Consider the following 20,616-nt stretch of genomic DNA (forward strand, 5'->3'; position numbering starts at 1 on the left):
TTGATCTAAATTATATATTGTTTATATCGTTTTGAAAACCTACAATAATATTAGAGTTGTTAGATTTTATGACCGGTATTATCGGAAACTGATCGGGGGAGAGGAATTATGACTTACAATCAAATGCCAAAAGCTCAAGGTCTCTACCGTCCTGAATTTGAACATGATGCATGCGGAATCGGCCTATATGCGCACTTAAAAGGCAAGGCGACACATGACATCGTCAAACAGGGGCTGCAGATGCTTTGCCAGCTCGACCACAGAGGAGGTCAAGGCAGTGATCCGGATACGGGAGACGGTGCCGGCTTACTGGTTCAAATCCCTGATGCTTTCTTTAAGAAAGAGTGCAAAGACATCAATCTGCCGGAAAAAGGACGTTACGGGGTAGGAATGGTCTTTTTCTCGCAGAAGGAAGATGAAAGAAAAAAAATCGAAAAGCAAATCGATGCACTGATTGAGCAGGAAGGCCAAGTTGTGCTTGGATGGAGAACTGCACCTGTAAATGTCGGAAAAATCGGAACAGTAGCACAAAAAAGCTGTCCGTTTGTCCGTCAAGTATTCATTGGCGCAAGTTCTGACCTGAAGGATGATTTGTCCTTTGAGCGAAAATTGTATGTCATTCGTAAACAGGCTGAAAACTGGGGAGTAACGGAAGGTCTAGATTTTTATTTTGCCAGTCTTTCAAGCCAAACTATTGTTTATAAAGGCCTTTTAACACCTGAACAGGTTGATGCGTTTTATTCCGATCTGCAAGATGAGGCATTCGTATCCGCTTTTGCACTAGTTCATTCACGCTTCAGCACGAATACCTTCCCTACATGGGAAAGAGCACACCCAAACCGTTATTTGGTTCACAATGGTGAGATTAACACCCTTCGAGGAAATATCAACTGGATGAGAGCACGTGAACAGCAATTTGTGTCTGAAAGTTTTGGTGAGGATCTCAATAAAATTCTTCCGATTCTGAATGCTGACGGCAGTGACTCTTCCATTTTAGATAACGCATTTGAGTTTTTCGTTATGGCTGGACGCAAGCCGGCACATACGGCGATGATGCTGATTCCTGAGCCATGGACAGAAAATACGCACATGTCTAAAGAAAAAAGAGCGTTTTATGAGTATCACAGCTCATTAATGGAGCCTTGGGATGGTCCGACGGCCATTTCATTTACTGACGGAAAACAAATCGGCGCAATACTCGACCGAAATGGTTTACGTCCGGCCCGTTATTATGTGACAAAGGATGATTATATTATTTTCTCATCTGAGGTCGGCGTTATTGAGGTTGAACAGGAAAACGTTTTATATAAAAACCGCCTTGAACCAGGAAAAATGCTTTTAATTGACCTGGAAGAAGGCCGCATCATTTCTGATGAAGAAGTAAAAACACAAATCGCAACTGAATATCCGTACCAAAAATGGCTTGAGGAAGAGCTTGTGCAAGTGAATCCTGATCCGGAAACAAGAGAGGAAGAGCAGTTCACGGATCTTCTTACGCGTCAGAAAGCGTTTGGATACACATATGAGGATATTCAAAAATATTTAATTCCTGTTATTAAAGAAGGAAAAGATCCTCTCGGCTCAATGGGGAACGATTCGCCGCTTGCTGTTTTGTCTGATCGCCCGCAATCGCTGTTTAACTACTTTAAGCAATTGTTTGCACAGGTGACCAACCCGCCGATTGACGCGATTCGCGAGCAGCTCGTGACTTCAACAATGACTTGGCTCGGAGCAGAAGGCGATCTCCTTCATCCGAATGAACGAAACGTCCGCCGAATCAAGCTGTATACACCCGTGTTATCCAATGAGCAGTTTTATGCGCTGAAAACCATCGTCCATCCTGATTTAAGAAGCCAAAAAATGAATGTGCTGTTTTCAGAAGATCTTGAACGCGGGTTAAAAGACATGTTCACCCAAGCTGAGAAAGCAATCAGCCAAGGCGTCAGTCTTTTGATTTTGTCCGATAGAGCAATGAATGAGCAGTTAACGCCAATTCCGCCGCTGTTAGCAGTCAGCGCACTGCACCAGCATTTAATCCGAAAAGGATTGCGCACGAAAGTCAGCATTATCGTTGAATCGGGAGAAGCACGTGAAGTTCATCACTTTGCAGCTCTAATCGGCTATGGAGCCGATGCTGTCAATCCTTATCTGGCATATGCGACCTATAAGCAGGAAATTGACGAAGGCCGCTTGGATATCAGCTATGAAGAAGCTGTCAGCAAGTATGGAAAAAGCATTACTGAAGGTGTCGTAAAAGTGATGTCGAAGATGGGGATTTCTACTGTACAGAGCTACAGGGGCGCCCAAATCTTTGAAGCGGTAGGAATCAGCCGTGACGTGATTGACCGTTATTTTACGGGAACAGCATCACAGCTCGGCGGCATTGACTTAAATACCATTGCGGCAGAGGCACAGCGCCGCCACCAGGAAGCCTATAAGGATGACTACAGCAAAACGCTTGAACCGGGAAGTGACTTCCAATGGAGAAACGGCGGAGAGCATCACGCATTTAACCCGAAAACGATTCATACCTTGCAATGGGCGTGCCGCAGAAATGATTACAATCTGTTTAAACAATATACGAAAGCGGCAGATGAAGAACGAATCGGATTCCTGCGAAACTTGTTCTCATTTGACGAAAACCGCAAGCCTCTAAAAGTGGAGGAAGTAGAATCTGCTGAATCGATTGTCAAACGGTTTAAAACAGGTGCGATGTCATTTGGATCATTAAGCAAGGAAGCCCACGAAGCATTAGCGATTGCGATGAACCGCTTGGGCGGAAAAAGCAACAGCGGTGAAGGCGGAGAAGATCCAAAACGCTTTGTGCCTGATGAAAACGGCGATGACAGAAGAAGCGCGATCAAACAAATTGCATCCGGACGATTCGGTGTGAAAAGCCATTACTTAGTCAACGCCGATGAGCTGCAGATTAAAATGGCGCAAGGCGCAAAACCGGGAGAAGGCGGACAGCTGCCAGGCAATAAAGTGTATCCTTGGGTTGCCGATGTCCGCGGATCAACACCAGGGGTCGGATTGATTTCACCGCCTCCGCACCATGACATTTATTCAATCGAGGATTTAGCCCAGCTGATTCACGATTTAAAAAATGCGAACCGTGAGGCAAGAATCAGCGTGAAGCTGGTCTCAAAAGCGGGTGTCGGTACGATCGCTGCGGGTGTTGCTAAAGCAACTGCAGATGTCATCGTTATCAGCGGTTACGACGGGGGTACAGGTGCTTCACCTAAAACAAGCATTAAACATACAGGGCTTCCGTGGGAGCTTGGCCTTGCAGAAGCGCATCAAACCTTAATGCTGAACGGACTCCGTGATCGTGTTGTATTAGAAACAGACGGAAAGCTTATGACAGGCCGGGACGTCGTCATGGCCGCATTGCTCGGCGCCGAAGAATTCGGTTTCGCAACTGCTCCATTAGTTGTTCTCGGCTGTGTTATGATGCGCGCCTGCCATTTGGATACATGTCCTGTCGGGGTAGCGACTCAAAATCCTGAACTTCGCAAAAAGTTCATGGGAGATCCTGATCATATTGTGAACTACATGCTGTTTATTGCTGAAGAAGTCCGTGAATACATGGCTGCATTAGGTTTTAAAACGTTCGATGAAATGATCGGCCGCACTGACGCACTTAACGTGAGTGAGCGGGCAAAGGCGCATTGGAAAGCGAGTCAGCTTGATTTGTCCACACTTCTTTATCAGCCGGAAGGGATACGGACATTCCAAACGCCGCAAAACCATAAAATTGATCAATCGCTCGATATCACAACAATTCTTCCTGCTGTAAAAGATGCCATTGGATCGGGAAAAGAAGCTGATATTTCAGTCGAAATCAATAACACAAACCGTGTAGCAGGCACTGTAACAGGCAGTGAAATTTCGAAACGTTACGGAGAAGAAGGACTTCCGGAAGATACGATTAAGCTGCAATTCACAGGTTCAGCCGGTCAAAGCTTTGGAGCGTTCGTTCCAAAAGGCATGACGCTTTATTTAGACGGAGATTCAAATGACTATGTCGGAAAAGGTCTGTCTGGCGGAAAAATTATTGTCAAATCACCGGAAGGATTCAACTCCGAATCACATGATAATGTAATTATCGGCAACGTAGCATTCTATGGCGCGACGAGCGGAGAAGCATATATTAACGGCCGTGCAGGTGAACGCTTTGCCGTTCGGAACAGCGGTGTGAATGTTGTTGTTGAAGGCATCGGTGATCACGGCTGTGAATACATGACAGGCGGAAGTGTTGTCGTACTGGGTGATGTCGGCAAAAACTTCGCGGCTGGTATGTCCGGCGGAATCGCGTATGTATTGGCCGAAGATGTAAAGGCATTTAAACGCAAATGCAACCTTGAAATGATTTTGTTAGAGTCATTAGAAGTTGAAAAAGAAATTCAACAAGTTAAAGCAATGCTTGAAAAGCATGCCGCGTATACAAACAGCCAAAAAGCAGCAGACCTGCTTGAACAGTGGGAAGACAGCGTGAAAACATTCATTAAAGTGATTCCGAAAAACTATAAACAAATGCTTGCGAGCATCGAAGAGCAAAAAGCTGCGGGCTTATCTGAGGAAGAAGCCGTCATGTACGCGTTTGAAGCCAATACGAAACTAAAGCAGAAAAAAGCGCCGGCGGGACAAAAACAAACGGTAGTACAGTAAGGAAGGGGAGAGGAACATGGGGAAACCAACTGGATTTATGGAAATCAAACGAGAAAAACCAGCTGAGCGAGACCCTCTCACTCGCTTAAAGGACTGGAAGGAATATTCTGCTCCTTTTTCAGAAGAAGCGTCGAAACGGCAGGGGGCGCGGTGTATGGATTGCGGTACACCGTTTTGCCAGATCGGTGCTGACATTAACGGATTTACATCCGGCTGTCCGATTTACAACTTAATTCCTGAATGGAACGATCTTGTCTACCGAGGCAGATGGAAAGAAGCATTAGAACGGCTTGTAAAAACAAACAACTTTCCTGAATTCACAGGGCGGGTTTGTCCCGCTCCTTGTGAAGGGTCATGTACACTAGCGATTTCCGACCCGGCCGTATCGATTAAGAATATTGAACGGACCATAATTGATAAAGGGTTTGAGAATGGCTGGATTCAGCCTAGAATTCCGAAAAAACGAACAGGCAAAAAAGTCGCCATCGTTGGGTCGGGCCCAGCCGGACTGGCGAGTGCTGACCAGTTGAACCAAGCTGGACATTCTGTCACTGTATTTGAACGCGCAGACAGAGCGGGCGGACTTTTAACTTACGGCATTCCAAACATGAAACTTGAAAAAGGAATTGTCGAACGCCGCATTAAGTTGCTGACGCAAGAAGGAATCGATTTTGTTACAAATACGGAAATTGGCGTTGATATAACGGCTGATGAGCTGAAAGAGCAATTTGATTCCGTGATCCTTTGCACAGGTGCTCAAAAACAGCGGGATCTGTTAATCGAGGGACGCGAATCAAAAGGTGTTCACTACGCGATGGATTACTTGACGCTTGCTACAAAAAGCTATTTAGATTCTAACTTTAAAGACAAGCGATTCATTGATGCGAAGGGGAAAGACGTTATCGTGATCGGAGGCGGAGACACAGGAGCTGACTGTGTGGCTACCGCTTTGCGCCAAAAAGCCAAAAGCGTGCACCAATTCGGCAAACACCCGAAACTTCCTCCGGCTCGCACGAATGATAATATGTGGCCTGAACAGCCGCACGTCTTTACGCTTGAATATGCATATGAAGAAGCAGAAGCAAAATTCGGAAGAGATCCGAGAGAATATTCGATCCAAACAAAAAAATTGGTTGCCGATAAAAACGGCAAATTGAAAGAGCTCCATACGATTCAAATGGAGAAAGTGAAAAATGAGCATGGAAAATACGAGTTCCGTGAACTGCCTGGAACTGAAAAAGTATGGCCTGCTCAGCTCGTCTTTATCGCTATCGGCTTTGAAGGCACAGAACAGCCGCTTTTAAAACAATTTGGTGTTGATTCTAATAACAACAAAATCAGCGCAGCATATGGGGATTATAAAACAAATATCGATGGTGTTTTCGCCGCAGGGGATGCAAGAAGAGGCCAAAGCTTAATCGTATGGGCGATTAATGAAGGCCGTGAAGTGGCGCGTGAAGTTGACCGATATTTGATGGGGAGTTCAGTTCTGCCGTAAATAAAGGGGATTATATAAAAAAAGAAACCGGACTGTTTGTCAGCCGGTTTCTTTTTTAATCTATTGTGATTCCGATGTTCCCAAACTGGCTGCCTTCCAGCATACTGGTATATGCTTCATGTGCTTGTTCTATAGGATATGTCCGGTCAAGCACGGGCCGAAGTTTATGTTTTTCCATGAAATGCAGCATTTCACGGAATTCATCGCGACTTCCCATTGACGTTCCCAATATATTGATTTGCGGAAAGAATAAAGAACGCAGCGGAAAACTGAGATTATCACCCGAACTTGCACCAAAGCTGACAATACGGCCGTTCGGTTTAACATGATCAAAGTATTCTGAAAAGAGGGCCGGCCCTATGCTATCGAGAATGACATCAGCTTTTTGTCCTTGAAGATGTTCAGACCAATTGCTGTAACTTTCAAAAGCGTGGTCAGCGCCTAATTGTATTGCTCTTTTTCTTTTTTCCTCGCTTCGAGAAGTCACGCTTACAGTTGCTCCAATCGCTTTAGCCATTAATAGTGCGTAAGTTGCAACGCCGCTTCCAATTCCGGGTATCAAAATATGCTCGCCTTTTTTTAATTGGGCCTTTGTAAAAAGTGCTCGATATGCGGTCAGAGCTGATAATGGCAACACGCCTGCTTCCTCCCAGGATAGATAAGAAGGTTTTTTCACTGCGTTTTGTGAAGGAATGATCACATATTCAGCAAGTGTTCCGTTTGAAGGGCCTCCCAAAATATCCGGAACAGGAGGTACATCATCTGTTACTTCCCAATTCAAAGTCGGTAAAATCACCACTTCTGTTTGAACAGCCAGATGATCTACACCTTCACCGACCGCTTCAATAATACCAGCACCGTCAGAGCCCAGAATAAACTCAGGATCTTGTTCAGTTTTATTTTTCATGAGAAACAGGTCCCGATGATTTAATCCGGCCGTTTTCAACTTTACTTTCACTTCTCCGTATCCGGGATTTTGAGAAGGGATGTCCTGATACGCTAACCCCCGAAGTCCTCTTTTTCCGTTATGAATAACCGCTTTCATGCCGTCTGCCTCCTATATTCCTCGTAATCTATGATCTTCACATATTTTACACAGCGGTTTTCTTCAAGTAAAATGAACAAAAATGATTGCCGGTATCACATTTAATCATAGCAAGAAGGTGACAGTGTGTGGAAAGCGGAGAATTAAAGATATTCCGGGCTGTTGCCCGTGAAGGAAGTATAACAAAAGCAGCCCGGCAGCTGAATTATGTTCAATCTAATGTAACAGCCAGAATCCATAAGCTTGAGACAGATCTGAATATCAAGTTATTTCACCGGACAAATCGTGGAATGACGTTAACGGCTGCGGGGGAAAACCTATTACAATACGCAGATCAAGTTTTAACATTATTAGACGAAGCTGAGAAATCAGCGCAGTTAAGTCAGCATCCGAAAGGGCCGTTGCGGCTTGGAGCATTGGAAACAACAGCGGTCACTCACCTGCCTGAACATGCAGCTTCATTCCTCAGACGTTTTCCTGAAGTTGATTTATCAGTGAACACAGGTGATACGCACAGCTTGGTTCGGCAAGTTCTAGATCATAAGGTGGATGGCGCTTTTGTGTACGGTCCTGTTGAATACATGGATATCAAACAAATTCCTGTTTCCTATGAGGAATTGGTGTTGATTTCACCGGAGGAAGGGGCGATAGAGGACATGCTAAGGCTGCCGATGCTCTTTTTTGGAACCGGCTGCTCTCATCGCGATAGGGTCAAAAGATTATTGGAGGAAGCAGGTATTCAACAGCAAAAAATCATAGAATTTGGCACGTTGGAAGCCGTTATCAGAGGTGTTTCCGCTGGTTTGGGAACGGCGCTGCTGCCAAAGTCGGCCATTGCCTGCTCTGTCCATCGCCAAAGGGTATACGTTCACCAGCTTCCCGCATCATATCAGGATATGACGATTGTGTTTATTTACAGGAAAGACTTTTTTATGACCAGTGCATTTCAGCGGTTTATTGCAGAATTGAATGAGGCCAAATTTATCCAATCAGTCTAATCAAGAAGAGAAGATTCAACAATAGCAGGGGATGCGGGATAGATTTTTGTTTTGTAAGCTGGAGAGACTGTTTTCAAAAAAACAAAGAAGCTTTAAGGTCTATGAATTGATTAGCTGATCAAACCTTTATGTGTTTCGAATTGTTATCTGGCGCATGTCTGGATGTTATATTGAAAGGTATTCGTACCGACCGTTAAGGAGTTTGCGGGGACCATAGGCAAGATTAATCGTTCACAGCAAAAAACTGTACTCGGCAAAAATGAGTACAGTTTTTCTTTTTTATTTATGTTTTAAATTAATTCCGATCGCTGCGCCGTTTCTGCTTGAATCGGCTACTCCTTTGAAGGTGCCGTTTTCACGGTCGATAAAAATGCTTTGCACGTTTCCGATGTCCACTGGACTTGTGCCGAATTTATGGCCCATGTCTTTTAATTTGCTGAGTACATTCTCTGGAACTCCGTCTTCGTATCTGTAGGAGCTCATACTGTTTGTGTAAATTCTCGGCTCTTCAACCGCTGCTTTTAATTCCATTCCATATTCTATATTATAGAGGATGGTTTGCAGCACGGAAGAAATAATCGTTGCCCCTCCAGGAGATCCGACGGTGAGAACTGGTTTGTCATCTTTAAACAAAATCGTCGGAGTCATGCTGCTTAATGGCCGCTTGTTCGGCTGAACTTCGTTGGCTCCGCCTGGAACCGCATCAAAATCTGTTAGTTCATTGTTTAAAATGACGCCGTAATCAGGAACCATAATGCCTGTGCCAAACAGCTGTTCAATTGTTGTTGTATAGGAAACAACATTGCCCCAGCGGTCCGCGACGGTAAAGTGTGTCGTTTGGCCGTCTACTTTATCATTCGGCTGTTCGACTTGCTTATAGTTTGCGGTTCCTTCTTCGTATTTCCAAGGATCACCGGCTTTTGGTTTTTTGTTGACTTCATCTAAACTGATTAATTGCTGGCGCTCTTTTATATAGTCGGGGTGAAGCAAACCTTTGAGAGGAACATTTACAAATTCGGGATCGCCTGCATAAGCCGCGCGGTCAGCGTAAGACAAATGCATGGTTTCAGCGAGCAGATGGTATTTTTCCCATGAGCGGATATCATATTGTGAAAGGTTAAAATCATCGAGAATGTTCAGCATTTGCAGCAAGAAAACGCCGCCAGAACTTGGAGGAGGAGTCGTTGCGATTTGATAGCCTTGATATTCTCCCCAAATTGGTTCGTCAATTGTGATGTCATAATTTTCTAAATCTTTTTCGGTCATTGATCCCCCAAAATCCTGAACAGTATCAGAAAGGGCTTTGGCGAATCTGCCTTCGTAAAAGGCGTCTATCCCTTTCGAACGAATGAGCTTAAAGGTTTTGGCCAGATCTTTTTGAATGAGAGTATCGCCTTCTTTAAGCGGCTCGCCATTCGGCAGAAATACATCCTTAGCGGCAGTCCGTGATAATTTTTCCTGATAATCAGAAATCGCATCTGCTAACACTGAATCAATCGGAAAGCCTTTATCAGCGAGTTTTATAGAGGGGGAAATTAATTGTTTCATCGAACGGGTTCCCCATTTATCCAAGGCTTTTTCCAGCCCTTTCAGTGTACCCGGAACACCAACGGCAGTACCTTTTGTGACACGTTCGGAGAAAGGTATCGCTTTGCCGTTTTCATCGAGAAACATATCCGGAGTTGCGCCTGCGGGAGCGCGTTCACGGCTGTCAATGATCGTCGTATCTTTTGTTTTTCCGTCATACACCATCATAAAACCGCCGCCGCCAATACCTGACATCATCGGTTCTGTGACATTAAGCGCAAACTGAATGGCAACCGCCGCGTCAATGGCATTTCCGCCTTTTTTCAGGACGTCAGCTCCGATCTCTGAAGCGAGAGGATGCGCAGTCGCAACCATTCCGTCTTTGCCTACATCTACTTGTTTGTACTCGTCATAGCCTTTGGGCGGCTTTTTAGCTTCCGCGTGAAATGGAGCACTTCCAGCGACTAACAGAACACTAAGCATGGCTGCTAAACAGACGTTCCACGTTTTTTTCATGTTCTCCCTCCTATTAAGCTGTTATGTTACAATCTTAGCGTAAAAAAAATACAGCGGTTTCACAAGTGACAAATGGTATATTATCTATATCATCCGGCCTTTTTTCTGTGTGAAATTGATTATATGGGGGTGAGTCATGTGCTATAGTAGAAACAGCATACGGATTAAGAAAGGAATGCTATATGTATTTAACGATTAAAGAAACAGCAGAATATGCAAATCTTTCAGAGGATTATATTAAAAGTTTGGTGCTCGAAGGTAAAATCAGGGCCGTTCATGACGGTGAGCAATTTTTGATTTATAAGGGACAGTTCAAAACGCATCTCGAACAGCTGGAAAATTACAAAGCGCTCGTGCAGGAAATATTAAATGAACCGATCCCAGAAGATATTGATGTAAAGGATGAAGACTAGGACACAATTTCAAATTGTGTCTTTTTTTGCATATTTTTTTGAGAGCATCTCGAAAAGCAAAGCGTCATATTGCGTTTTAAGGGCTTTTTCGGGAAGGGTCAGAGTGATTTGTCTCAGGAGGTGAAAAAGCTTTATATGAGCCTGTAAATGTCATTTCAGAAGACAGGGCGTTTCAAGAGATATCTTTTCTGCTTATGTAACACTATGTATATTATGTTACATAAATGCCTCCGAACTTTGACATTCAACGTTTTTCCGCTATAATAGTAACATAGACCTCAAAACGTTACATAACGGTTTTTAAGGAGTTTTTTGATGCATATTGTACAGCCGATCCGCAGTTTAGAGAAAATTCAAGATGTAAAACAGTATTTACGCAGCAAAAACAAGCGTGATTATTTTTTGTTTATTTTCGGCATTAACAGCGCGCTCCGAATTTCTGATATTTTGCCGCTTCAAGTGAAAGATGTCAGAAATAAAGACCATTTATGGGCGACTGAAAGCAAAACAAAAAAGAAAAGGAAGATTCTCATTTTAGAATCTTTGAAAGCAGAAATATACGAGTATACGAAAGATATGAAAGAAAATGAATACCTCTTTAAATCTGTACGAACCAGAAAGCCAATTTCACGCATTCAGGCATACAGAATTTTAAGAGAGGCAGCCGAAGCGTGCGGACTTGAGGAAATAGGGACCCATACGCTCCGGAAAACATTTGGCTATCATTTCTACCAGCGGACAAAAGATATCGCTGAGCTGCAGAGGATTCTTAATCATTCATCACCTTCGATTACAATGCGTTATATTGGAATCGATGAAGATACAACAAGAGCTGCTTATAAGGTATTTGGAGGGCTGTAAATCAAATCGCTTGAAAATCGTGACAATCGGAGCTACTATATAGATATTAAAAATGCTCTAGTAGCACAGCGGATAGTGCAGCAGTTTCCTAAACTGCAGGTCGGGAGTTCGAATCTCTCCTAGAGCGTAATAAAACAAAAGGGCAATGGACGATACGTCCGTTGCCCTTTTTATGCTTAACATAAAAAACACCCGTTTTTCTCGGGCGTTTTTTTCTTATATAACTGCGTCAAAGCGATTTACTTTCCACTTTTTATTCTCTTTTACAAATGTCACTTTCCGTTTTGCTGAAGGTGATCCGTCCAAAGTAGGAACGGTAAATTCATATGTGACTGTGCCGCCTTTTTTAGAAATGAGTTTAACGGTTGATTTTTTCCAATTTAAGAGATTGTCTCCGTCACCGACCGGAACAGCCAGTTTTCCTTTTGAGACAACGAAATGATAGTCTTTAAAGCCTTTTTCAATCGCTGTTTTTGAGAAAATAGGTGTTAAGTAATTCACAGCTTTTTCTTTTGTGCCAAGGTCACTGCACATGTATACGTACTGAAGATTTTGATGCTCGAATGTGCCTGATGGGCAAACTGCTTTTTTCACTTTTGGATTGTGCCCGCTCATTGTATTCCAAAAATGCTCTCTTGCTGTTAGTGCCAGCTGCAATGCTTGTTTTTGTGATAAATCCCCGGATGTGTTTTTCGCAAATGCATTTGTGTTTAATGACAGAATAAGTGCAATAGTGGTTAGAAATAGAAGATATTTTTTCAATGTGGCTCTCTCCTTTAAAATCTCTTTCTCTTATGTTACAAATGTTACAATAGTTACGTTTAGATTACAATACTTTTGCATAAATTATTTTTTATTCTTTCATCTCACCAAAAGACTATGCTGTATCGCGCTAGTTTATTCTTGCAGATTGAAAAATGTGTAAAAATAGGAGAATCGGGAAGGGTTTTATAAGTACTGTGGTGAATAGTTACATGTTGCATGTCGTGTTCATTTCAAAAGAAACGGGAGCACGTTAGTGAAACGAGTTTAAATAAAGGAGTCATTCATATGGAAACATTACAAGAAAATCCCGTATCTAAGAAGAAGAGCAATCCATCTGTTTGGCGGTCAATGTCACTATTTTTAGTGCCGCTCCTTCTGAGCAATGTGCTGCAATCAGTGGGCCAATTAGTTGGGATGGTCGCTGTGGGCAGATGGCTTGGCGTAGATGCGCTTGCAGCTGTCTCATCCTTTTTCCCGCTGTTTTTTCTTCTCATTTCATTTACGATCGGCATCGGTTCCGGCAGTTCCATTCTTATCGGGCAAGCCTACGGGGCAAAAAATGAGGAACGGTTAAAGGCCGTTGTCGGAACAACGCTGACATTCACCTTTTTATTAGGAATTGTGTTAGCTGTGATCGGCAGTATATTCACCTTAGATATTCTGCGTCTCATGGGAACGCCGGAAAATGTAATTCATGTCAGTGTCAGCTATGCGCGTATCTTATTTTGCGCAATGCCGTTTATGTTTTTATATTTTGCTTATACCACATTCTTGCGGGGGACAGGAGATTCTAAGACACCGTTTTATACATTGATAGTAAGCACAGTCATCAATATAGCACTTTTACCGATCTTCATTCTCGGCATGTTCGGCTTGCCGAAGCTGGGCATTTACGGCTCTGCTTACGCAACCGTTATTTCTACAATTGTGACCTTTATCGTATTATTGGTGTATCTGCGGAAAACGAAACACCCGCTGCAATTTGATAAGACAGTGCGGCGTTATTTGAAAATGGATAAGGAATTGCTGGCGCTTCTGCTGCGTCTTGGTATTCCGTCAAGCATTAACATGATTCTCGTCTCACTATCGGAAATAGCGGTCATTTCATTCGTCAATCATTATGGCTCTGATGCAACCGCAGCATATGGCGTGGTCAATCAAGTAGCCAGCTATGTGCAAATGCCGGCTGTCAGTCTGGGGATCGCGGTGTCTATTTTCGCCGCTCAATCTATTGGAGCGAATGAGTTTGACCGGTTAAAGCAAGTCATTCGGGTCGGTATTTGGCTGAATTATATCATTGGCGGTGTGCTGATCCTCCTTATCTATCTTTTTGCACATCAGATTTTAGCATTATTTTTGACCGAGAAAGATACACTTTACATTGCACACAGGCTTTTGATGATTACATTATGGAGCTATTTGCTGTTTGGGAATGCCCAAATTATTTCTGCGACGATGCGTGCAAGCGGAACGGTTTTATGGCCGACCCTCATCAGTATTTTTGCCATCTGGGGAATCGAAGTGCCGGTCGCGTTTGTTCTGTCTCACTATACAAATCTTGAAATACTCGGCATTTGGGTAGGCTATCCGGCAGCATTTGCCGTGAGTTTGCTTTTGATTTACGGGTATTATCAATTCATTTGGAAAAAGAAGCAGATTACACGTCTGATTCAATAAACTCCAAAAAACACCGTTCATTTTGAATGGTGTTTTTTGTTTACTTAAAGACAAAAGGGAAAACATAAAATGGAGGAAATAGTGCACACTGAATTGAATTTATATATAAGCATTGAACTAAGGAGAGGTTGAGTACACATGACAAATTATATTGAAAAGATGACGTATTTAGGAACACCAGCTGTCAAAGCGGGTAATGAGCATTTGGAAATAATAGTCGTGCCTGAGTGGGGCAGCAACGTCATTTCTCTCGTAGACAAAGAAACAAAGATGCACCTTTTACGAGAACCGGAAACAACTGAAAGCTTTCATGACACACCTACATTGTATGGAATTCCCATTTTGTTTCCGCCTAACCGCATAAGTGACGGAACGTTCACCTTCCGGGGCAGAACGTATCATTTTGATATCAATGAAAAAGATAAACACCATCACCTCCACGGCTTTCTCTATGACAAAAAGTGGGACATCATAACGATGAAACAAACAGCCGAAGAAGTGATCATAGAAACTGAAATTGATCTATCGGAAATTCCCCATGTTTATAAACAATTTCCGCATCATGCTGTTGTACGGATGACATACATTTTAAAAGATAACACTCTTTATAAGCATGCCACGATCATGAATAAAGGGAAGGATGCATTTCCTTGGGGGCTTGGTTATCATACGACCTTCGTTTTCCCAGAAGAGAGCTCTTTATTTTCTCTTACTGCTGATCAGCAATGGGAATTGGATGAACGTTTATTGCCGACCGGAAAGCTGATCGATATACTAAATCAGGAAGCTTTGCACGAAGGAATGCTCTTGCGGCAGCAGCTTGATGATGTCTTTTTATCTTCTTATCAGAAGAGAGGAGGAGAAAATCAGGCCGTCATTTACCATCAGCATGCACACCTGAATATGATCTACAAGGCGGATGAACAATTTAAGCATTGGGTTGTGTATAATGCTGATGGAACACAAGGGTATTTATGCCCGGAGCCTTATACATGGGTGACAAACGCAGTTAACCTTGATCTCCCTTCGTCACTCACTGGCTTACATGTGTTAGAGCCTGGTGAAGAGAAGACAGTAAAAAGCAGCATCACGATTGAGCGTAATCATCGATAGCCAATCAGGAGAGGCGGGATAAGAAAATGGGAAAAAGCATGAAGCTTTATTTTGTAATATTGCTGCTTTTCATCTTTGCTTCCATTCCATATATGCATCATGCTGTACAGGCGGCTGAAGAACAGGATACACTTGCCGGGCAGATTGAAACCATTTTAGCCAATGAACCTGCTTTAAAAGGTGCAATGGCCGGCATTACTGTCCGTTCTGCAGAAACAGGCGACGTCATTTACGACCATTTAGGGGATGTCCGGATGAGACCCGCCTCTTCTTTGAAGCTTTTTACAGCAGCCGCGGCACTTTCTGTTCTCGGTGAGGATTATTCTTTCACAACAGAAGTGCGGACAGACGGCCGCCTTAAAGGACAAAAACTGAATGGCAACCTTTATCTGAAAGGAAAAGGAGATCCGACACTTTTACCATCTGATTTTGATCAAATGGCCGAAAAGCTGAAAAAATCCGGCATCAAGTCCATAAAAGGCAATCTTGTCGCCGATGACTCATGGTATGATCATATCCGCTATTCGCCTGATTTGCCATGGAGTGATGAGTACACTTATTACGGCGCGCAAATTTCCGCACTGACAGCGTCTCCAAATGAGGACTATGATGCAGGCACTGTGATAGTAGAAGCCAGCCCGGGAAAGAAAGAAGGACAAAAGCCAGCAATATCAGTGTCACCAAAAACGGATTATGTAGCGATTGAGAATGAGGCGAAAACAGTTGAGGCGGGAAAAAAGAAAGATCTTTCTATCGAAAGGGAACATGGAACCAATACTATCACGATTAAAGGGAGCATACCGGTTGATGCAAGCAAAACAAAAGAGTGGATTTCCGTCTGGGAGCCGGCAGGATATGCTTTAGATTTATTTAAGCAGGCTCTTAAAAAACAAGGCATTACAGTAAAAGGGGAAATCATAATGGGCACAGCGCCCGACTCTTCAGACGTACTGGCCACTCATCACTCAATGCCTTTGTCTAAGCTATTTCTTCCTTTTATGAAATTAAGCAATAACGGACACGCCGAGGTACTTGTAAAAGAGATGGGGAAAGAGGAAAAAGGAGAGGGCAGCTGGGAAAAAGGGCTTGAAGTGCTAAACAGTACGCTTCCGAATTTCAGCGTTGATCCCAAAACACTTATTTTGAGGGACGGTTCCGGGGTCTCTCATATCAACGCCGTATCATCAGACCAAATCACAAAGCTGTTATATGACATCCAAGATGAAAAGTGGTTTCAACCTTATCTGCATGCTCTGCCGGAAGCGGGGAACAGTGACAGACTGGTAGGCGGGACGCTAAGAAACCGCATGAAAGACACCCCGGCAGAAGGAAAAATAAGGGCAAAGACCGGGTCCTTAAGCACTGTCAGCTCTCTGTCTGGCTATGCAGAAACAAAGAGCGGAAAAACGCTCGTTTTCTCTATTCTTCTAAACGGTTTGATTGATGACTCGGATGGCAAAGACATTGAGGATCAAATTGCTGTTATTTTGGCAAATCAATAAAAACGCTAAACCTGTTTTCCGCTAAAACAGGTTTTTTTATATTTCTTTTTACATTATTGCGCTTGTTTTTAAAACATCCATCTGAATATTGTAGAAATGTAACTGATACTGAGGCGGAGAATATCTTATAAACGGTTCAACACTATCCTCATATGAAATTAAATAAATGAAGAAAAAATCTAGTGATGAAGAACTATTAAAAATCGATACTTTCATAACTTTACATTCGAAATCCTAATAAAATTAATCAAGAAAAATAAATAATTAATACTATATTCAAAAAAATGTTATAAAAATTTTATATTTTTTATTGTACTTTAAAAAAATTCGGTTAATATAATGCATATATGGATTATATAGTCATATAATTTCTTTTTATTGTAATTTTTTCAGTTTCTTATCCTCTTATAAATTAGAATTGGAGGGAATTCGTTGAAAGAAAATACTTATGGTTTAACTCATGCCCAAAGGAGAGTTTGGTTTACTGAACTGTTGGAGCCTGGTACAAGCATCTGTAATCTGACCGCCTGTGTAAAATTCAGGGGTGATGTTGATCTTGATGCTCTTCAGTTGGCTCTGAACCTTTCAATCTCCCGTAATGATGCAATCAGGTTCCAGCTGACAGAAGGAATTGAATCGGAGTCAGAGCCTCGTCTGTATCTTGCAGAATACAAAGGATTATCACTTGAAATAATAGATTTTACAAATGCTGAAATGACTGAAACAGAGCAATGGATTCATGATCAAGCCAGAATTCCGTTTAAGCTGCTTGATTCGCCTCTGTATCAATTTTATCTCCTTAGAATCCACCCCCATGAAATTTGGCTATATGCGAAATTCCATCATATTATCATGGACGGCATCTCTTTAAATTTGATGGGAAATCAAATTATTAATCTGTATCAAAAAATCAAAAAAGGGGAGCCTATACCCGATGAGCAAGAGCCTTCCTACATTAGCTACATAGAAAAAGAGAGGCAGTACTTACAATCTTCACGTTTTGAAAAAGACCATTTGTTTTGGACGCAAACCTACCAACAGCCGCCGGAATACCACTCACTAACCGGACAGAGCACTTCACAAAAGCAGAGTACCTCCGCATCGAGAGATACTATCACACTTTCACCTTACCTAGCACATACCATCCAAGCTTTTTGCGAAGAACAGAAAATCAGTATGATTTCCTTATTTATGGCTTCATTTTACATATGTATCAGCCGCATCACCTCTAAAACGGACCTTGCGATCGGAACCTACTATGGAAACAGGGGGTCAAAGGCGGAGAAAGAAATGCTTGGCATGTTTGTCAGCTCTCTTCCAATCAGAAAAACAGTTGATTCTGACGCCGATTTTCTTTCCTTTGTACGCAGTGTCGGCAGAGAACAGCTTTCAGTCATGCGCCACCAAAGATTTCCTTATAATTTGCTGGTGAATGAATTAAGAAAAGAACACAAGGATTTACACAACCTGATCGGTATATCAATGCAGTACCATCCGCTTCAGTGGCAAAAAGCGGATGATTTGAACTATGAGACGGCGCTTTATTTCAGCGGATACACCGCGAATGAGCTTTCTGTTCAAATACAGGAGCGGATAGATACTGGAGCCATTCAATTAAATTTCGACTATCAAAATATCTTATTTTCTCTTGAGGACATTAAACGGATTCAGCACCACCTGCTTACGTTGCTGGAAAACGCGCTTCAAAATCCGCATAGTACTATAAAAGAATTAGATATGGCAGAAAAACGTGAGAAAGAAAAAGTTTTGTATGAATTTAACAGAACGAAAGCTGTTTCGCCTGCAGCTTCGACGCTGCACGGTCTGTTTGAACGCCAGGCAGCTTTGACGCCGGATCGGACGGCCTTACGCTTTTCTGGCGGTTCGCTGACTTACGCGCAGCTTGACATGTACGCCAACAGGCTGGCAGCGCGCCTTACGGCGCATGGTATCACGAAGGAAAGCATTGTCGGTGTTCTAAGCGAGCGTTCGCCGGACATGCTGACAGCCGTTCTCGCCGTATTAAAGGCAGGCGGAGCTTATTTGCCGCTTGATCCTGCATATCCAGAGGAGCGGCTGAGCTATATGCTGAAAGACAGCGGGGCAGCATTGTTGCTGACGCAGCCGGGATTAAAGGCACCTGTTTTTTCCGGAAAGACACTTGAAGTGGATATGACGGCGCTTGCGAATGAAGAATCCGAATATCACTCTCTTCATCAAGCGGACAGCGATTCTCTCGCCTATGTAATCTATACGTCGGGCTCCACTGGACGGCCGAAAGGGGTCGCCGTGGAGCACCGCCAGGCTGTTTCCTTTCTGACCGGCATGCAGATGCAGTTTCCTTTAGAGGAAGACGACATCATTATGATGAAAACGTCTTTTTCCTTTGATGCATCTGTCTGGCAGCTGTTTTGGTGGACGCTTTCAGGTGCTTCGGCCTATCTGCTTCCGTCCGACTGGGAGAAAGATCCGGCATTGATGGTAAAAGCCATTCGGGAGGAAGGCGTTACAACGGCCCATTTTATTCCGGCCATGCTGAACAGCTTTTTGGATCAAGCGGAAATAGAGGCACCGAGAAGCCTGAAGCGCGTATTCGCCGGAGGTGAACCGCTGGCACCCCATACGGCAGCCCGTTTCGCTTCTTTGCTGCCGGAGACATCACTGGTCCACGGCTACGGGCCGACAGAAGCAACCGTTGATGCGGCATTTTACGCGTGTAATCCTGAGCTGGACAAGGATCGCTTGCGCCTTCCGATCGGAAACCCCGTGCCTGGCGCGCGTCTGTATGTGTTAGATCCTCATTTAGCCGTACAGCCTGTCGGCGTAGCGGGAGAATTGTATATCGCCGGAGCCGGGGTTGCCAGAGGCTACTTGAATCGTCCGGAATTAACAGAAGAACGTTTTCTTGATGATCCATTTTATCCGGGTGAACGCATGTACAAAACGGGTGATTTGGCGCGCTGGCTCCCAGACGGACAGGTTGAATTCCTCGGCCGTCTGGATGACCAGGTGAAAATCCGCGGCTATCGTATTGAGCCGGGAGAAATCGAAGCGGCGCTCAGAAGCATAGAAGGCGTCCGGGAAGCGGCTGTGACTGTTCGTACAGAAAGCGGCGAGGCGGAATTATGTGCGTATGCGGAAGGACTCGGAAGAAATGAAGTGCGCAAGCAGCTTGAGACATTGCTGCCGGGCTATATGATTCCTGCTCATATCATTGAGATGGAACAATGGCCGGTTACCCCGAGCGGAAAGCTCGACCGAAAAGCGCTGCCTGCTCCTGACGGAGCGGCAGATCGGAAAACCTACACAGCGCCGAGAAATCTGACAGAGATGAAGATTTCCCAGCTGTGGGAGGAAGTGCTGAAAAGCGGACCTGTCGGCATTCACGACAACTTTTTTGACCGGGGCGGCCATTCCTTAAAAGCCACCGCGCTTGTTTCCCGGATCGCTAAGGAATTCGGCGTCCAAGTGCCGCTGAAGGATGTGTTTGCCCATCCGACGGTAGAAGGTTTGGCTTCTGTCATCAGCGAAGGAACGGAAAGTCCGTATGAAGCCATTAAGCCGGCTGAAAAACGCGAGACCTACCCGGTTTCCTCCGCCCAAAAGCGGATGTATGTGCTCCAGCAGCTGGAGGATGGTGGCACAGGCTACAATATGCCGGCAGTCTTGGAGCTGGAAGGAAAGCTGGATCTTACAAGAATGGATGCCGTATTCAAAAAGCTGATCAAACGCCACGAGTCACTGCGCACGTCCTTTACAACGGACACAGGCGGCGAGCCGGTTCAGCGCATCCATGACGAAGTGCCGTTTACATTCCACACCTCTGTGCTCGGCGGGCAAACTGAACAGGAAGCCGCGGCAGCTTTTATCCAGCCGTTTGAGCTCAGCCAAGCTCCGCTGTTTCGAGCGGGGATCGTCAAGGTATCAGACGGGCGGCATCTATTACTGGTCGATATGCATCACATTATTTCAGACGGTGTGTCAGTCAATACGCTCATTCGGGAATTCGGGGAGCTGTACGCCAATCAGG

11 protein-coding genes, 1 tRNA gene and 1 pseudogene are annotated in these 20,616 nt (G+C 44.0%); 10 read left to right on the top strand and 3 right to left on the bottom strand.

All coding sequences use genetic code 11. The features are described from left to right. Positions 1 to 108 precede the first annotated feature (108 nt). Complete coding sequence (gene gltB, locus KXD37_RS18360) at positions 109 to 4,671, top strand: glutamate synthase large subunit (RefSeq protein ID WP_263463678.1); 4,563 nt, start codon at positions 109 to 111, stop codon at positions 4,669 to 4,671. A gap of 16 nt (positions 4,672 to 4,687) precedes the next feature. Continuing rightward, a complete protein-coding gene (gltD, locus tag KXD37_RS18365) occupies positions 4,688 to 6,169 on the top strand; it encodes a glutamate synthase small subunit (RefSeq protein WP_044155668.1) in 1,482 nt (493 codons plus the stop codon). Between the two features lie 55 nt (positions 6,170 to 6,224). Here the strand turns inward: gltD and KXD37_RS18370 are convergent, their stop codons facing one another. Further along, positions 6,225 to 7,214 (bottom strand): zinc-binding dehydrogenase, encoded by a 990-nt coding sequence (locus tag KXD37_RS18370; protein WP_151175070.1) that lies wholly within the window; start codon positions 7,212 to 7,214, stop codon positions 6,225 to 6,227. 128 nt (positions 7,215 to 7,342) lie between these two features. On the opposite strand from KXD37_RS18370, the gene KXD37_RS18375 reads away from it, so the two are divergent. Further along, on the top strand, positions 7,343 to 8,212 hold the full coding sequence (locus KXD37_RS18375; protein ID WP_151175069.1) for a LysR family transcriptional regulator: 870 nt from the start codon (positions 7,343 to 7,345) through the stop codon (positions 8,210 to 8,212). A gap of 279 nt (positions 8,213 to 8,491) precedes the next feature. Here the strand turns inward: KXD37_RS18375 and ggt are convergent, their stop codons facing one another. Next, positions 8,492 to 10,255, bottom strand: a complete 1,764-nt coding sequence (gene ggt / locus KXD37_RS18380; protein WP_106021689.1) for a gamma-glutamyltransferase — start codon at positions 10,253 to 10,255, stop codon at positions 8,492 to 8,494. 182 nt (positions 10,256 to 10,437) lie between these two features. On the opposite strand from ggt, the gene KXD37_RS18385 reads away from it, so the two are divergent. The 3 genes from KXD37_RS18385 (at position 10,438) to KXD37_RS18395 (ending at position 11,656) form a co-directional block, all read left to right on the top strand. Beyond that, on the top strand, positions 10,438 to 10,668 hold the full coding sequence (locus KXD37_RS18385; RefSeq protein WP_024121629.1) for an excisionase family DNA-binding protein: 231 nt from the start codon (positions 10,438 to 10,440) through the stop codon (positions 10,666 to 10,668). Between the two features lie 315 nt (positions 10,669 to 10,983). Continuing rightward, positions 10,984 to 11,529 carry a site-specific integrase gene (locus KXD37_RS18390; RefSeq protein ID WP_044155674.1) on the top strand — a complete coding sequence of 182 codons (546 nt, stop codon included), beginning with the start codon at positions 10,984 to 10,986 and terminating at the stop codon, positions 11,527 to 11,529. Positions 11,530 to 11,583: 54 nt separating this feature from the next. Next, positions 11,584 to 11,656: transfer RNA gene (locus KXD37_RS18395), tRNA-Arg, on the top strand. Between the two features lie 89 nt (positions 11,657 to 11,745). Here the strand turns inward: KXD37_RS18395 and KXD37_RS18400 are convergent. Continuing rightward, entirely contained in the window at positions 11,746 to 12,291 is a 546-nt protein-coding gene (locus KXD37_RS18400) for an IseA DL-endopeptidase inhibitor family protein (RefSeq protein WP_106021688.1), read from the bottom strand. Between the two features lie 288 nt (positions 12,292 to 12,579). On the opposite strand from KXD37_RS18400, the gene KXD37_RS18405 reads away from it, so the two are divergent. The 4 genes and pseudogenes from KXD37_RS18405 to fenC form a co-directional block, all read left to right on the top strand. Further along, entirely contained in the window at positions 12,580 to 13,971 is a 1,392-nt protein-coding gene (locus KXD37_RS18405; protein WP_024121626.1) for an MATE family efflux transporter, read from the top strand. Between the two features lie 138 nt (positions 13,972 to 14,109). Beyond that, positions 14,110 to 15,084: an aldose 1-epimerase gene (gene galM, locus KXD37_RS18410; RefSeq protein WP_151175067.1), complete on the top strand. Its 975-nt coding sequence runs from the start codon at positions 14,110 to 14,112 to the stop codon at positions 15,082 to 15,084. Positions 15,085 to 15,110: 26 nt separating this feature from the next. Continuing rightward, the gene (gene dacB, locus KXD37_RS18415) at positions 15,111 to 16,586 is read left to right on the top strand and encodes a D-alanyl-D-alanine carboxypeptidase/D-alanyl-D-alanine-endopeptidase (RefSeq protein ID WP_263463679.1); all 1,476 of its coding nucleotides are present in this window, start codon (positions 15,111 to 15,113) and stop codon (positions 16,584 to 16,586) included. A 432-nt stretch (positions 16,587 to 17,018) separates the two neighbouring features. Then, a pseudogene (gene fenC / locus KXD37_RS18420) lies at positions 17,019 to 20,616 on the top strand (fengycin non-ribosomal peptide synthetase FenC); the annotation flags it as partial.

Source organism: Bacillus sp. XT-2, from assembly GCF_025696525.1.
Taxonomy (GTDB): domain Bacteria; phylum Bacillota; class Bacilli; order Bacillales; family Bacillaceae; genus Bacillus; species Bacillus halotolerans.

Coding starts and splice junctions, on each gene's coding strand:
- KXD37_RS18405 (WP_024121626.1), top strand. CDS start 12,580: ATGGAAACATTACAAGAAAATCCCGTATCTAAGAAGAAGAGCAATCCA.
- KXD37_RS18390 (WP_044155674.1), top strand. CDS start 10,984: ATGCATATTGTACAGCCGATCCGCAGTTTAGAGAAAATTCAAGATGTA.
- galM (WP_151175067.1), top strand. CDS start 14,110: ATGACAAATTATATTGAAAAGATGACGTATTTAGGAACACCAGCTGTC.
- gltD (WP_044155668.1), top strand. CDS start 4,688: ATGGGGAAACCAACTGGATTTATGGAAATCAAACGAGAAAAACCAGCT.
- gltB (WP_263463678.1), top strand. CDS start 109: ATGACTTACAATCAAATGCCAAAAGCTCAAGGTCTCTACCGTCCTGAA.
- ggt (WP_106021689.1), bottom strand. CDS start 10,255: ATGAAAAAAACGTGGAACGTCTGTTTAGCAGCCATGCTTAGTGTTCTG.
- dacB (WP_263463679.1), top strand. CDS start 15,111: ATGGGAAAAAGCATGAAGCTTTATTTTGTAATATTGCTGCTTTTCATC.
- KXD37_RS18370 (WP_151175070.1), bottom strand. CDS start 7,214: ATGAAAGCGGTTATTCATAACGGAAAAAGAGGACTTCGGGGGTTAGCG.
- KXD37_RS18385 (WP_024121629.1), top strand. CDS start 10,438: ATGTATTTAACGATTAAAGAAACAGCAGAATATGCAAATCTTTCAGAG.